Source organism: Photobacterium sp. (assembly GCF_033720175.1).
Classification (GTDB): domain Bacteria; phylum Pseudomonadota; class Gammaproteobacteria; order Enterobacterales; family Vibrionaceae; genus Photobacterium.
Window position 1 is genome coordinate 141,237 of sequence record NZ_JAWWDA010000011.1, and the last position, 15,798, is coordinate 157,034.

Consider the following 15,798-nt stretch of genomic DNA (forward strand, 5'->3'; position numbering starts at 1 on the left):
TATGAAAGGCTTAATTAAGTTACTTTCCAGTAACCATAAGGCCCTTGCCGGCTTAATCATTATCACGCTGTTTATTTTGGCCGCGGTTTTTGCCCCGTTCATTACTGAACATGTGCCTAACAAGAAAACGGGTAACCCGCACGAATACCCTGCGTTTGTTGTTAAGGCTGCCCAAAATAACCCCGATGGCTGGATTGCTGAAAACCTCGCCGACAGCAGCCGTACCCTGCGGATGTCGAAAAATGCCGAACACGTACTCGGCACCACCCGAATGGGACGCGATGTCTGGTCTCAAGTTGTGTATGGCGCACGCACCTCTCTCGCTGTTGGCTTCGGCGCCGGCTTGATGGTCTGTTTTCTCGCAACCTTAGTGGGTGTTTCTGCCGGTTACTTTGGTGGCCGGGTTGACGATATTCTTTCTGCTGCCATGAACATCATGCTGGTGATCCCACAGCTGCCCTTATTATTTGTTCTCGCGGCCTTCATTGGTGAGGCGGGGCCTGTAACGATAACCCTGGTTATCGGGATAACGGCCTGGGCATGGGGCGCCAGGGTTGTCCGCGCCCAGACATTGTCAATCAGAGAAAAAGAGTTCATCAAAGCCGCTGAGGTATTAGGTGAATCGTCTTGGCGCATTATCTTTGTTGAAATCCTGCCAAACCTGATTTCAATCGTCGGTGCCAGCTTCATCGGCTCGGTCATGCTGGCGATTATGACCGAGGCAACATTGTCATACCTTGGCCTTGGCGACCCGGGAACGATCAGCTGGGGCAACATGCTGTACAACGTTCAAACATCCTCTTCGATGCTGGTCGGCGCATGGTGGGAGCTGTTAGTTCCGTGTATCGCGCTTACTCTGGTTGCAATCGGCCTGGCACTGCTCAACTTTGCGGTGGATGAAATAGCTAACCCACAGCTTCGTTCACACAAAGGGATGCGCCGTTGGAAAAATATGGAAGCACAAAATAAAGAAGCCCAAAAAGCGACATTAGAAACGGCTCAGCCAGCCCTTCAGGGAGGAGAAAAGTAATGACCAATCCACAAATCTCCATTCGCAACCTTTGTGTTGACTACATCACAGATGCTGGCGATGTACGTGCGGTAAACAATGTCAGCTTTGATATCGGTAAAGGCGAAATATTCGGTCTGGCTGGTGAGTCTGGCTGTGGTAAGTCAACCGTGGCAATGGCATTAATGCGTCTGCATAAGCCGCCCGCTTTTATCTCTGGTGGCGAAGTGATCTTTGACGGTCATGGCGATATTCTTAAGCTCAGCGAGGCCAATATGACGGCCTTTCGCTGGAGCCAGATCTCCATGGTATTTCAGAGTGCAATGAATGCACTCAACCCGGTACTGACACTCGAAGATCAATTTTGTGACGTCATTATGCGCCACACCAATATGAATCGTAAGCAGGCTATTCGCCGTGCTGAAGGGCTATTGGAAATCGTCGACATTCACCCCACTCGTCTGCGGGACTATCCGCACCAGTTCTCGGGGGGAATGCGCCAGCGCCTGGTGATAGCGATTGCACTGGCACTGAATCCGAAAATGATCATCATGGATGAACCCACAACCGCCCTTGATGTGGTGGTTCAGCGTGAAATTCTGCAAAAAATCTATGCCCTGAAAGAGGAGTTCGGCTTCTCGATCCTGTTCATTACCCATGATCTCTCGTTGATGGTCGAGTTTTCCGATCGCATTGGCATCATGTATTCAGGTGAACTCATCGAAGTTGCGCCATCAAAACAAATTCTGGAACAGCCTTTCCACCCTTATACCGAAGGGCTGGGAAGTTCATTTCCACCACTGACCGGACCGAAAACCCGCCTCACCGGCATTCCTGGCAATCCATTGAATTTGCTTGAAATACCTCAAGGCTGCCGTTTTCAGGCACGCTGTAACAAAGCCCATGACGCCTGTTTCAGCACTGCCACTCAATTACGCCAACTTGAACCAGGTCGTTTATCAAACTGCCACCTATTCAATAAAAGCAGTTAATAAAAAATAGGAAGTAATTAGGAGGCATTATGAATAAACCTGTCGGAAAGCCCATTATTGAAGGTAAAAATCTGATTAAAGATTTTGCGGTCAATAGTAATTCGTTAAAGAAATCCAAGATGCGTGCAATCAATGACGTGTCATTCAAAATGTACAAAAGCCGCGGCCTGGCCGTGGTGGGCGAGTCGGGATCGGGAAAATCAACCACCGCTAAAATGATTGCCAAAATGTATCCGCCAACCGGGGGGCACATTGAGTACTTCGGACGAGACATTGCCGATATCACCAACCGACGCGATTTAATGCAGTACCGTCAGGGCGTCCAGATGGTATGGCAAGACCCGTTTGGTTCACTGAACCCGACCCATACTATTTTTCACCATATCGCCCGCCCGCTGCTGATCCACAACAAAGTCAGTAAAGGCAATAACAAAGAGCTTGAAGAAAAGATCTACAGCCTGCTTGACCAGGTCGGACTGAACCCACCGAAAGAGACGGCGGCTAAATTCCCTCACCAGCTATCGGGAGGCCAGCGTCAGCGTGTCAATCTGGCCCGCAACATTGCGGTGGGCGCTGAAGTGGTACTGGCTGACGAACCGACGTCGATGCTTGATGTTTCCATCCGTGCCGGGGTACTGAATCTGATGGAGGAGATGAAGTTTGAACGTGAGATGGCGCTACTTTATATCACCCACGATATCGCAACGGCACGTTATATCGCCGAAGATCTGGCGGTAATGTATGTCGGCCACATGGTCGAATGGGGAGATACCGAGGAGATCATTCATGATCCCCAGCATCCTTACACCCAGCTACTGGTTTCTGCGGTGCCCGATCCCAGCAAGTCTATCCATGAAAAACTCAAGGGCAACAAGGGTGAAATCCCGCTCTGGACACCGGCAAGCCTTGGCTGCCCGTTTGCGGGACGCTGTACTCACGCCACAGCACGATGCCGGGAAGAATTGCCAGGAGTGACTCAGCTTTCTGAGAACCACTTCGTACGTTGTTACTTATTCGAAAGCTAATCGATATTTATTAAGAGTGTTATGTAGCTGCTAATACGGCAGCTACATATTGGAGGATACATGCAGCTGTTAACGAACCATCTTGGATATGAGCGTCTTGGGGCCAAACAAGCCATTGTTTTGGCCCAGCCTGATCTTGCGGTAACGACGGCACAGATCATCCGCTGTGATGACGGGCAGTCCATTATGCAGCTGCCTCTTAATGCCTGTGGTCCGGTCGCACAATGGCACTCGGGGTATACCTACTCGATCGATTTCACCCCGCTGGATCAATGCGGCGAATACCGTATTCAGCTCGGCGATACCCAATCGGTACCGTTTTGTATTGCCGAGGGGCTGTTAATGCGGCGTACCTTTAGTGATCTCTTGCATTACTTTAAGTCGCAGCGTTGCTCTGGGAGCTATGAACACGCCGATCAGCACATCCGTCTCTTCGGTAGTGATGAAACAGCAGATGTGCGTGGCGGCTGGTATGACGCGTCCGGCGATGTCAGTAAGTACCTCAGTCACCTATCAAACGGTAACTATTTAAATCCTCAACAAACCCCGATGGTGGTTTGGAACATGCTTAAAGCTTATGAGGTGCTCGAAGACGAAGAAAATATTGCTGATTTTACCCGCCAGCGCCTTATGGAAGAGGCACTTCATGGCGCGGATTTTTTACTGCGGATGCAAAACCCGCAGGGTTATTTTTATATGACGGTGTTCGACAAGTGGAGTAAGTCCACGGGGCAACGGGAGATTTGTTCGTATTCAACTCAGGACGGTATCAAGTCTGATGCTTATCAGGCCGGTTTCCGCCAGGGTGGCGGAGTGTCAATTGCAGCCCTCGCAGCCGCGGCGCGTTTGCCTCAGTTCGCCTCGACGTCGCGTCTGAATACGGGAACCATTCAAGCAGACGCTTATCTTCAGGCTGCAGAAAAAGGCTATTGGCATCTGCAGGAGATGAACAAGCACTACCTCGATAATGGTCAGGAGAACATCATCGACGAGTACTGTGCACTTCTCGCCACGGTTGAGCTCTATCGAACAACGCAACAAGAACGCTACTTGGAGCAAGCTCGTCATTGGGCGCAACGCTTAGTTGCACGTCAGGTCTCCGATCACCAAATAGCGCATTACTGGTCTGCCAATGATGATGGCAGCCGTCCTTACTTTCATGCTGCAGAAGCAGGGTTACCCGCGATTGCATTAATGCAATATTTAGCCATTGAGCATGATGTCATTAGAAATGAAAAAACTTACCAAATACTGCTCAATGCCTTGGATTTTGAATTAAATATCACAACAGAAGTTAACAACCCGTTTGGCTACCCGCGCCAGTATGTCAAAGCGGTGGATGATGATAAGCAGACGGCTTTTTTCATGCCTCACAACAATGAGACCGGTTATTGGTGGCAAGGTGAAAATGCCCGTATTGCCTCGCTGGCCGCAATGGCTTATATGGCACAAAACATCGTTGATGATACCGCAGTCAAAACGAAGCTCATGACCTATGGTCAGCGCCTTACCGATTGGATTGTAGGATTAAATCCGTTTGATATGTGCATGGTCGATGGCCATGGCCGCAATAACCCGGATTACCTGCCCGAACTCGGCTTTAGCAATGCGAAAGGCGGGGTGTGCAACGGGATCACTGCCGGTTTTGAGAACGAGCAAGACATTGCGTTTAAACCGGAGAAACAGCAAGACGACATGTTACAGAACTGGCGCTGGGGCGAGCAATGGATCCCTCATGGCGGTTGGTACTTATTAGCAATAACTTTGCAATTTAAGGAGCGTTATCATGGCTAGTCAAATTAAATATTATGTGGGCGTCGACGGTGGGGGAACCTCCTGCCGAGCTCGGATCTGCGATCTTGACGGTGAACTTCTTGGCGAGGCCAAAACAGGCAGTGCCAATATCTTATTAGGAGGCCAAGTTGCAATGGCATCAATCCTAGATGCCATTGCAACAGCGGCAGATCTGGCCGGGCTAACCCCTGATGATTTCAGTGCGATGTCAGTCGGCCTTGCTTTAGCCGGTGCCGAGCAGAAGGATGCCTGGTACTCCTTTATGGCACTCTCCCACCCTTATGCCTCAATGACATTAAATACTGATGCGTATGGCGCTTGCCTCGGGGCATGGCGTGGTGAAGACGGTGCCATTCTTATCGCCGGTACAGGCTCTTGCGGCATCTTGATCAAAGATAACCAGCAGCAGGTGGTCGGTGGGCGCGAGTTCCCGATATCCGATCACGGCGGCGGGGCCGTGATGGGGCTGCGCCTGATCCAGCAGGTGCTGTTAAGTGTCGATGAGATAGTACCGCATACTCTGCTCGCTCAACATGTTATGGCGCACTTCGAACACGATGTCGACGCCGTTGTCAGTTGGTCAAAGACAGCCCGCCCTTGTGACTACGGCCAATTCTCACCGGCTATTTTCGCTCATGCGGCCGAAGGCGATAGCTTGGCTATCGACTTACTGCAACAAACCGCCGCCGACGTGGAAATGTTGCTGACCGCACTGATAAAGCGCGGTGCCGATCAGGTGTGCTTAATGGGCAGTATTGGGGAGCGAATTCAACCCTGGCTCGTACCGCCGTTACAAAATCGTCTTGCCCAGCCTCAGGGTGATGCGATGGATGGTGCTATCGCAATGGCAAAAGGTTGTCACAACCTGTATCCACTTTAAGGAGACATAATGAGCTACCGCGTCGATTTCACCGTGATAAGCAAAGCAGAGCATGAGTCTCGCTGTGCGCTAACGCTTCATAACCTCAGTGATCAGCCGGTGAAAAACTGGTCACTGCACTTTGTTATTAATCGCTGGATTGAGCCGACGTCGGTGTTAAGTGGCCAGGTTAAACAGCTGGGGAGCTATTGCGTTATAACGTCAGAAGCGCTCCCTCTGCTCGCCTCAAATTCACATTTCTATACTGAATTTACCATGGCTACGGCTCCCTTCACCTTGCATGATGACGGGATCCCTGAGGCTTTTCTGGTCGCCAACACCACCGAGGGCTTTATTCAACCACTCCCGGTTGAAGTCACCTGTATCGACTTGGGTCAGCCGGCAATAGAGCGATTTACGACCCAGCTCCCTCCCGAAAAGGCATTGAATATCATACCTCTGCCAACATCGGTAACGCCAATTCGTGGCCGGTTTACGTTCACTCAATCGACTGCGATAGCCTCACCCAATACGTTAGCATCAGGTCCGGCCCGGTGGCTGCAAGAGGAGTTGACTGAATTACTCCATGAGGATTTCCCGGTCCATCGGGATGGCAATATCCATTATCAGGCTCACCCTGAAATGGCAGAAGGCGCATACCGCTTACTTATCGAGCAGGATAACATCTGGCTCCAGGCCAGCTCCAAATCCGGCTTTACCCATGCAACATCGAGCCTGCTGCAGCTGTTACCCGCCAATCCTGAGCATCATACCGTTGCCGCTTATAGCATTCCAATGGTTGATATCCAAGATCAGCCACACTACCCCTATCGCGGCATGATGTTAGATTGCGCACGCCACTTTCACTCGATCAAGCGCCTTAAACACCTCATCGATCAATTAGCCCGTTATAAATTCAACACCTTCCATTGGCATCTTACCGATGACGAAGGGTGGCGAATTGAGATTGAGGCTTATCCCGAACTGACTCGTATCGGCGCATGGCGTGGCCCGAATGAAGTATTGCTCCCCCAATTTTCCACCATCAACCGGCGCTATGGGGGCTACTACAGCAAACAGGATGCAAGGGATCTTATTGACTATGCCAGTGATCGGGGCATAACCATTATTCCTGAAATCGACATTCCCGGGCATTGCCGTGCTGCGATCAAATCGTTGCCGGATCTACTGGTTGATCCTGACGATAAATCTCAATATCGCAGTATTCAGAACTATCCGGATAATGTGCTATCCCCGGCACTTAAAGGCACCTACACCTTTATCTCAAATGTACTCACTGAAATCAGTGAATTATTTCCTGCCCCCTTTGTGCACATTGGTGGCGATGAAGTGCCTGCCGGTGTCTGGACCGATAGCCAAGCTTGCCAGACTTTAATGGCACAACACGGCTATCAAGATCCCAAGGAACTGCAGGGGCATCTGTTACGTTTTGCTGAAGAAGTACTACAAGCGAAAGGCAAGCAGATGATGGGCTGGGAGGAAGCCACCGATGGTGACAAGGTCAGCAAGCAAACAACCATTTTCTCATGGCGCAGTGAAAAAGCAGGCCTTGACTGTGCACAACAAGGTTATGACGTCGTCATGCAACCGGCACAATTTACCTATCTCGACTTAGCACAAGGCTATTCTGCCGATGAACCGGGTGTCGACTGGGCCGGAAAATTGCCTCTTGATAATGTGTATCAGTATCGCCCATTCGCCGAACTCGCCCCGGATGATCCGGCTCACCAACGCATTATCGGTATTCAAACGGCACTGTGGTGTGAGCTCGTCAATAATCAAAGCCGCTTTGAATACATGATTTATCCACGCTTATTAGCTATTTCAGAGCTCTGCTGGAGCGCCCCTCACCAGCGTAACTGGGATGACTTTAAAGCGCGTTTGAATGGTCAACTCAAATACTTAGACAAAGCGGGCATCAATTACCGCCACTGCGAATAGCAACTACAGATAGTTAATATTTAAAAAGGATTGGAAGCAATGAAATACGGTTATTTTGATAACGATAATAGAGAATACGTAATCACTCGTCCTGATGTCCCGGCTCCCTGGACCAACTACCTGGGTACTGAAAAGTTCTGTACCGTCATATCACATAATGCGGGTGGTTACTCCTTTTACAATTCACCTGAATATAATCGCGTAACAAAATTTCGCGCGAATGGATCTTTTGATCGCCCGGGCCACTACGTGTACCTTCGTGATGACGAAACAGGAGATTACTGGTCCATTTCCTGGCAGCCCGTCGCAAAAAGTCTTGATGAGGCCAGCTATGAAGTCCGCCATGGCCTTTCTTACTCGAAATTCAAATGTGAATACAACGGCATTACCGCATCAAAAACCTTATTCGTACCTAAAGGTGAAGATGCCGAAGTCTGGGATGTTGTCATCAAGAATGAGACCGACAAGCCTCGCACCATCAGCGCATTCTCATTTGTAGAGTTTTCCTTCAGCCATATTCAATCTGATAATCAAAACCATCAGATGAGCCTGTACTCTGCGGGTACATCGTATGAAGAGGGAGTCATTGAATACGATCTTTATTACAACACCAATGAATTTGAAGGTTTCTACTACCTTGCATCTACCTTTGACCCTGATAGCTATGACGGCCAGCGTGATTCCTTCCTCGGTCTCTACCGCGATGAGTCTAACCCTATCGCGGTTGAACAAGGCAAATGCTCGAATACCGCGCAAACCTGCTACAACCATTGCGGCTCACTGCACAAGCAATTTGTTATTCAGCCCGGCGAAGAGGTTCGTTTTGTTTATATCCTGGGTTTAGGTAAAGGTAACGGCGCAAAACTACGCGCTAAATATCAAGACCTTGCTAACGTTGATGCCGCTTTCGCAGATATCAAATCTCACTGGGATGAGCGTTGTGCTAAATTCCAGGTGACATCGCCAAACGAAGGTCTGGACACCATGCTCAATACCTGGACCCTGTACCAGGCCGAAACATGTGTTGTCTGGTCTCGCTTTGCCTCCTTTATCGAAGTCGGCGGCCGTACCGGGCTTGGCTATCGCGATACCGCACAAGACGCAATGGCAGTGCCTCATTCCAACCCAGAAATGACTCGCAAGCGCCTTGTCGATCTGCTTCGCGGTCAAGTTAAAGCCGGTTATGGCCTTCACCTCTTCGATCCCGATTGGTTTGATCCGGAAAAAGCCAATGTAGAACCATCGAAATCGCCGACCGTTGTCCCAACGCCAAGTGATGAAGATAAGATCCACGGTATCGAAGATACCTGCTCTGATGACCATTTATGGCTTGTCCCAACGATCTGCCGCTATGTCATGGAAACCGGCGAAACCCGTTTCTTTGACGAAGTGATCCCATTTGCCGATGGCGGTGAAGCCACGGTTTATGAACACATGAAAGCGGCGCTGAATTTCACGGCCGAACAGGTTGGCCGTACAGGTATCGCGAAAGGCTTGCGCGCAGACTGGAACGATTGCTTGAACCTCGGTGGTGGCGAATCATCAATGGTTGCATTCCTTCATTACTGGGCAATTCAAGAGTTTGTTGATCTCGCTAAATTCCTAGGAAAAGACGAAGACGCTGCGCGTTATGAAGACATGGCCGGCGGTGTCCAACACGCCTGTGAAGCGCACCTTTGGGATGAAGATGGCGGCTGGTATATCCGTGGCATTACCAAGAATGGCGAGAAAGTCGGTACTAACGAACAGGTTGAAGGCAAGGTTCACTTGGAATCTAACACCTGGGCGGTTGTTTCCGGGGCCGTATCTCAAGAGCGCGGCGAAAAGGCGATGAACTCGGTTGATGAGTACCTGTACTCTGATTACGGCCTGCACCTGAACGCCCCTTCTTTCGCCACGCCTAACGACGACATTGGTTTCGTTACCCGTGTCTATCAAGGCGTGAAAGAAAATGGCGCGATTTTCTCCCATCCAAATCCATGGGCCTGGGTCGCGGAAGCTAAGCTGGGGCGCGGCGATCAGGCGATGAAATTCTACGATGCACTAAACCCATACAACCAGAACGACATGATTGAAAAACGGGTGGCAGAACCGTATTCCTATGTTCAGTTCATCATGGGACGTGATCACCAGGATCATGGCCGTGCTAACCACCCATGGCTAACCGGTTCATCTGGTTGGGCTTACATTGCTGCCACCAACTTTATTCTAGGGGTTCGCTTAAGCTTTGACGGCCTGATTGTCGACCCATGTATTCCAACCGCATGGCCAGGCTTTGACGTTACCCGTCAGTGGCGCGGAGCAACATATAACATCAAAGTTGAAAACCCGGATCATGTCAGCAAAGGCGTTGTTTCTATCACGCTAAATGGCGAACCCATTGAAGGAGCGATAACCCAGCAGGCTGAGGGTACGGTCAACACTGTTACGGTAGTAATGGGCTAATCCTCATAGTGAGGTAACGTTTGGGGATGGCTTTCATCCCCACTTTACATTTTTCGATTGAGAGAAATAGGAGTTCCACATGATCCAGTTTGGAACCGGTGGCTGGCGCGCCCTGATCGGCGAAGAATTTACCAAAGAAAATGTCAGATTAGTCGCACAGGCTCTTGCTAACATAATGCTCAAAGAACAGGTTACCGGTAACGGCTTTGTTATTGGCTATGATCGCCGCTTCTTATCGGATAAAGCGGCCGCCTGGTTTGCTGAAGTGCTCGCGGCGAATGAAATCAACGTTAGTTTTATCGACAAATATGTCCCGACCCCGATAGTAATGTTTCAATGCAAGGAAATTGGCGCAACGTACTCCGCTTGCATCACCGCTTCTCACAACCCTGCCGATTACAATGGCATCAAGATATTCATTGAAGGTGGCCGTGACGCAGATGAAATCATCACTCAAAAAATTGAACAGCAAATTACCGGGTTGACCGCAAGTGATGTAAAAAGTCTCGACTTTGAAGACGCCCTAAAATCGAAGATGATCACTAAGATTAATCCGATGAATGAGTTCGTCGACTCAATCATTAATTTTATTGATATAGAAGCGATCAAAAAAGCCAACCTAAGGGTACTGATCGATCCGATGTTTGGTGTTGCTAAGAATGCACTGCAAACCGTTCTAATTTCTGGCCGTTGTGATGTGGATGTGATCAATGATGGTCAGAACCCTTCATTTGGCGGCCTGATGCCATCACCGAATGCCGCGACACTGTACCGCTTAAAGCATTTAGTCGCCCATGAAGGGTATGACATCGGTATTGGTACCGATGGCGATGCTGACCGTTTAGGCATTATTGATGAAAAAGGACACTTCATTCACCCGAACGAAGTGTTATTGCTTCTCTATTATTACATGCTTGAATACAAAGGCTGGAAAGGCTCAGTGGTACGTAATATCGCGACAACCCATCTGCTTGATAAAGTCGCGGCAGCCTATCAAGAGAAGTGCTTTGAAGTCCCTGTCGGTTTTAAACATATTAGCTCGCAGATGGAAGCTGACGATTCACTCATCGGGGGAGAAAGCTCTGGCGGCTTAACTATTCGCGGTCATATCAAGGGCAAAGATGGTGTATTTGCTTCGAGCCTATTGGTTGAAATGATCAGTGTTACCGGAAAAAAATTGTCTGAAATGCTCGGTGAAATCTACGCAAAATACGGCTATGCCTACACCGCTGAAGGGGACTGTACCTTTAAAGCCTCTGAGCGTGAACGCCTATACGATAAAATCTACGTAGAAAAGGCCCTGCCCGAGTTTGAGTATGATGTCGAAAAAGTCAGCTATGCCGATGGGGCTAAGGTTTACTTTAAAAATGGCGGTTGGGCGCTGGCTCGATTCTCCGGTACAGAACCACTGCTGCGTCTGTTTGTCGAAATGAAAGATCAGCAGCAAGCCGAAGCCGTTTTGCAGCAAATGAAGGTGTTTCTGAAAGTGTAACCTCTCGCGCTCGCGCCTTACAGGCTGCGACAACGATATTCATTGTTGAATCCACTGTAACAAGCACTATCGCTGTTACATTTCGCCAACCTTCGTTTGAAGTTTTAGCGGCAAGGGTAGCCCCGCTACCCTTTTTTATTTAATACAAATGAGGATCACTCTTTCGATTAACAACCGTCAAGTTAATATCCATCCCACTGCAACATTGCGCGTCCTAACACCCAGCCAGTACATCGTCATAATTCACACAGAATTAAATATAGATATACATTGATAACAAGAACATAAAAATAGTCGCTCCAACAGACGGGACTGCTGTTCGCTTCACTATATCCATAGGATTATGTTTTGTGACTCCAGCGATGATGATGATCACTGCGGCAACCGGTGAACAAGCCCGCAGTAAGTTCCCCCCCATCCCCATCGGCAGCGTAACTGCGAGTGGACTGATGTCGGCGGCCATTGCAAGCGGAACCATGAGAGGAACCATGGCGTAAAATAGTGCTAACCCACTGCCACTCAAAATGGTAATTAACGCGGTGAACAATAGCAGAGTGAGCGGTAACGTAAAGCCTGAAGAATCAACACTTTGCATGTACGATTGAAGTTCAGAAATCAATCCAATCGACTTTAAGCCCACGACGAAGATTGACGCCGACACTAATAGCGCCACCACCGACATTGCATTGCCCATACCGATGAAAAAGCTATTAGTATTGTTCAGTGTCTCCTTAAAGTCACGAGTACGAATGAGTTCAAAAATAACTGCAATAAATAAGCTGGTAAATGCAGACAAACCAACACTGACTTGTACATCAGCAATGTCAAAAATATTGAGTGTATAGGTCGCAAATAGAATCACAATCGGTAGCAATGGCAGAATTGAATAGCAAATTTTATATAGGCTGCTACCGGTAACATGGTATTTCTCTTCAGATACCCCAGTGTCGGCAGTACTTTCACCTGACTCTGCTACACCTTTCGAGTCCATATAGCGCTGCCAAAATACATGCAGAATAGCCATGAAAATTAAGGTTGGAATAGAAACCAGCGCATGATATTCAAACACGTATTCAGACACTGTCAGACCTGCAAATTCGGCGGTATGAGCAAGTTCTTGCGTGATAGCGACGTTATCACCACCTAAAGGGGTAGGTACAACGGTCGCGGAAGTTGCAATCAACGCCGCCGCCGTTAGCGAGGACATTCCAGCTTGCCTTAATACAGGATATAATGTAGCCAATAATATAATAGCTAAATTTGATGCACTCGGTATGACCAAAGATAAAAAATTACCGATAAGAAATACGAACGGGATCAACTTATACGGTGTTTTAATTTTTGCCAGTGGTTTAGTCAACATATAGACCGTGACATCACTCGCTTTAATATGTTGCATATATTTCGCATAGCCGCCAAGAATCAGAATGATGATACCTGCACGAGAAAGTGTCGAAACGAACTGCTCTGGGATCACCATAATAGGATCGAGCAAAAATGCACCGGTTGATTCAAACCCTTTAAACTGGATTGTATTTCCTATTCCTAATGCAAGATACATTAATCCCATGCCAGCGAATAGTAAGGTGAATTTAATATCCATGTTTTTTAACAACATGAATATCACGACACCGATTGCAATAATAGAAGAAAGACCTACTAATAAATTATCCATGATTTTTCTATTTATTTAATTAATTAATGTTAATGGCGTCGATCGAACTCAGCATCCACTCTTTGAACTTGTCTGGATCAATATCAAGACAAACAGTACAGTTTTCTTTTTGTGCCAGGCGATTATTAAGATCCACGACCGTAGCCCCACGCGTATAAGTCCCTATCAATTCGATCGCGACAAAAGAGTCTTGAACCTGAAACATATCAGGTCTGAGCAAGTATGCTACAGCAGTGGCATCATACATTTTCAAACCTTTATTAAATGATCCCCCACGATACTTTTTAAATAAGTGATAGAACATATCACCGACAACATTCATCTCTTTAATTTTTTGACTATCTTCAGGAAGGATGAGCGCTTTCAAACCAATTTCAAGACCCACCATAGTGATTTTAAGTCCGCTCTTGAACAATATATCAGCCGCTTCAGGATCCGTCGCAATATTAAATTCTGACATTACCCCTTTATTACCACGCGTATAGGCTCCCCCCATGATGACAACTTCTTCTATCTTGTCTAAACACTCAGGGTATGTACGGATCAACAGCGCAATATTAGTCAATGGTCCAATTGCGAGCAGAGTCATTTTCTGCTCAGCATTCATGATAGTTTTGTACATCTCTTCTACGGCATGTGATTGAGACAGTAGTGCATCATTAACCGCGGGGAAATCATAACCTTCAAGACCCGACGCACCATGGATCTCGGATGCATCAATAAACGGTTCGTTCAGAGGTCGTGACGCCCCTTTAGCGACAGTGACTTCCTTCTTATAGTGAGACAGAAGCTTTAAGGTATTTTTAGTGACTAAATCAACGGAAACATTACCTGCGACCGTCGTTATCAGCTTTACATCCAGCTCTTTACTAAACAATGCGATAGCGAGTGCAACCGCATCATCAATGCCAGGATCGGTATCAATAATAATTTGTTTTTTCATCATCTTATCACCTAATTAAAATTCAGAAGTTTTCATTTAAAAGCCTATTTTGAACCAAGTCGTAACTTGGCATGTTAGACGCACCTTTTCTTTCCACCGCCAGAGACGCAAATGCAGAAGCAAACTTAATCGCATAGTCCAATGAATATTTATTTGCTAAACAAGCCGCTAAGCTGCCATTGAAAGAGTCTCCAGCACCGCTGGTATCAACAACAACCGATTTAAATGAGGGATAATGTTTAAATTCTGTGCCATTGAACATAACCGCCCCTTTAGAGCCCAATGTAATAATCACAACCTCCACACCAAGTTGATGAATTATTTCAGCGGCTTTTTTTGCATCCTCTATAGATTGAATATGTATTCCCGACAATCCTTCCGCTTCAATTTCATTTGGCGTAATAACATCAACGCTTGTTAATATATCTTTAACCACTTCATTGTACGGTGCAGGGTTCAATATCACTGGTACATTGTTTTCTTTGGCTAAATTAATAGCTAACTTGGTAATGTCAAAGTTATTCTCTAACTGAGTAAGAAATACTTTAGATTTTTTTATTTTATCAAACGCAGCTACGACCTCACTTTTCTTTATATTTTCGTTAGCACCTAAGTTGATAGCAATAAAGTTATTATTCGTTCCTTTCGAAACGAAAACAATCGCATTTCCTGTAGGTTTTTCATTATCTTCTAATAATGTCAATGAATTCACATCTGTAACTGACAGGTAGTTTGATGCTTTTTTTCCCAAATCATCACAGCCAATCTTCGCCATTAAATGTACATTATTATTGACCTTGGCTGCAGCCGTTGCTTGATTTGCCCCTTTTCCTCCTGCGTAAAAATTAGTTGATATGGAACGTACTGTTTCTCCTACTTTCGGAAATTCACTTAACTCAGAAACAATATCAATATTAAATGAACCTAAAACAAAAACCATTTCGTCTTTAGGTGCTTTGTTTATAACTATATTATTATATTCACCCCCACCTTCTTTAACCATAATATTATTCAAACCTATATTCTTAAAACACCTATCATTATCAATACTTACAAAGGATGCCCCACCATAGAATGGCTCTGCAATTCCAGCATTAACTAAAGATGTTATATCTCTTCTAATTGTTCTTTCTGTTACATTAAATTTACAAGCTAACTTTCCAACATATACAAACTTATTAACCATAAGAATATTTTTAATTATACTTATTCTTTCATTCTTATTCATATACCTCACCCTTGCTTTATATAAAGTATCATGACAATGTTTATAAAACTAATGAGCAAATCATAATTAACACCCTGAACCGGACATGAAATGTCCGATTAAGATCACATCTCTTCAGGATTTTTTGATCGATATTCGAAGAATGTTTACTCTCTTTTTTTATCAGGGTTATTTCGAGTTTTCAGTTTCAATCATCTACCAAAAATCTTTACCAATAAACAGTAAAATATGTAGGGCTCTGTTCAGTAACTTAGTTGAGAGCCCAGTACCCAGCGACTCTCTCTGTAAAAGTAGCCTTTGATAGTGAATCATCACTCAATATGCGCCGCCACCCTAAGTACTTAGTAAGGTTTTTAGTCGCCACACCGCAGAGC

At 46.7% G+C, this 15,798-nt stretch carries 11 protein-coding genes; 8 read left to right on the plus strand and 3 right to left on the minus strand.

The annotated features are described in order from the left end of the window. The first annotated feature begins 1 nt into the window (after position 1). From R3289_RS13670 to R3289_RS13705, 8 genes are all read left to right on the plus strand, one after another. The gene (locus R3289_RS13670; protein WP_318926244.1) at positions 2-1,030 is read left to right on the plus strand and encodes an ABC transporter permease; all 1,029 of its coding nucleotides are present in this window, start codon (positions 2-4) and stop codon (positions 1,028-1,030) included. Next, positions 1,030-2,001 carry an ABC transporter ATP-binding protein gene (locus R3289_RS13675; protein WP_318926245.1) on the plus strand — a complete coding sequence of 324 codons (972 nt, stop codon included), beginning with the start codon at positions 1,030-1,032 and terminating at the stop codon, positions 1,999-2,001. Before R3289_RS13670 ends, R3289_RS13675 begins: the two co-directional genes overlap by 1 nt. 29 nt (positions 2,002-2,030) lie before the next feature. Continuing rightward, positions 2,031-3,026, plus strand: coding sequence for an ABC transporter ATP-binding protein (locus tag R3289_RS13680; RefSeq protein ID WP_318926246.1), 996 nt, complete (start codon positions 2,031-2,033; stop codon positions 3,024-3,026). A 60-nt stretch (positions 3,027-3,086) separates the two neighbouring features. After that, positions 3,087-4,820 carry a glycoside hydrolase family 9 protein gene (locus R3289_RS13685; protein ID WP_318926247.1) on the plus strand — a complete coding sequence of 578 codons (1,734 nt, stop codon included), beginning with the start codon at positions 3,087-3,089 and terminating at the stop codon, positions 4,818-4,820. Beyond that, positions 4,813-5,700: an N-acetylglucosamine kinase gene (locus R3289_RS13690; protein WP_318926248.1), complete on the plus strand. Its 888-nt coding sequence runs from the start codon at positions 4,813-4,815 to the stop codon at positions 5,698-5,700. The genes R3289_RS13685 and R3289_RS13690 overlap by 8 nt, the downstream gene beginning before the upstream one ends. Positions 5,701-5,709: 9 nt before the next feature. After that, positions 5,710-7,641, plus strand: a complete 1,932-nt coding sequence (locus tag R3289_RS13695) for a beta-N-acetylhexosaminidase (protein WP_318926249.1) — start codon at positions 5,710-5,712, stop codon at positions 7,639-7,641. Positions 7,642-7,680: 39 nt separating this feature from the next. Further along, a complete protein-coding gene (locus R3289_RS13700) occupies positions 7,681-10,086 on the plus strand; it encodes a GH36-type glycosyl hydrolase domain-containing protein (RefSeq protein WP_318926250.1) in 2,406 nt (801 codons plus the stop codon). Positions 10,087-10,165: 79 nt separating this feature from the next. After that, positions 10,166-11,578, plus strand: coding sequence for a phosphoglucomutase/phosphomannomutase family protein (locus R3289_RS13705; RefSeq protein WP_318926251.1), 1,413 nt, complete (start codon positions 10,166-10,168; stop codon positions 11,576-11,578). 253 nt (positions 11,579-11,831) lie between these two features. Here R3289_RS13705 and dcuC read toward each other — a convergent pair whose 3' ends face one another. The 3 genes from dcuC to R3289_RS13720 are packed head-to-tail and all read right to left on the minus strand — an operon-like array spanning position 11,832 to position 15,424. Next, a complete protein-coding gene (gene dcuC, locus R3289_RS13710) occupies positions 11,832-13,253 on the minus strand; it encodes a C4-dicarboxylate transporter DcuC (RefSeq protein ID WP_318926252.1) in 1,422 nt (473 codons plus the stop codon). A gap of 19 nt (positions 13,254-13,272) precedes the next feature. Continuing rightward, complete coding sequence (rihC, locus tag R3289_RS13715; RefSeq protein WP_318926253.1) at positions 13,273-14,199, minus strand: ribonucleoside hydrolase RihC; 927 nt, start codon at positions 14,197-14,199, stop codon at positions 13,273-13,275. Between the two features lie 19 nt (positions 14,200-14,218). After that, positions 14,219-15,424 (minus strand): PfkB family carbohydrate kinase, encoded by a 1,206-nt coding sequence (locus R3289_RS13720; protein WP_318926254.1) that lies wholly within the window; start codon positions 15,422-15,424, stop codon positions 14,219-14,221. Positions 15,425-15,798 lie beyond the last annotated feature (374 nt).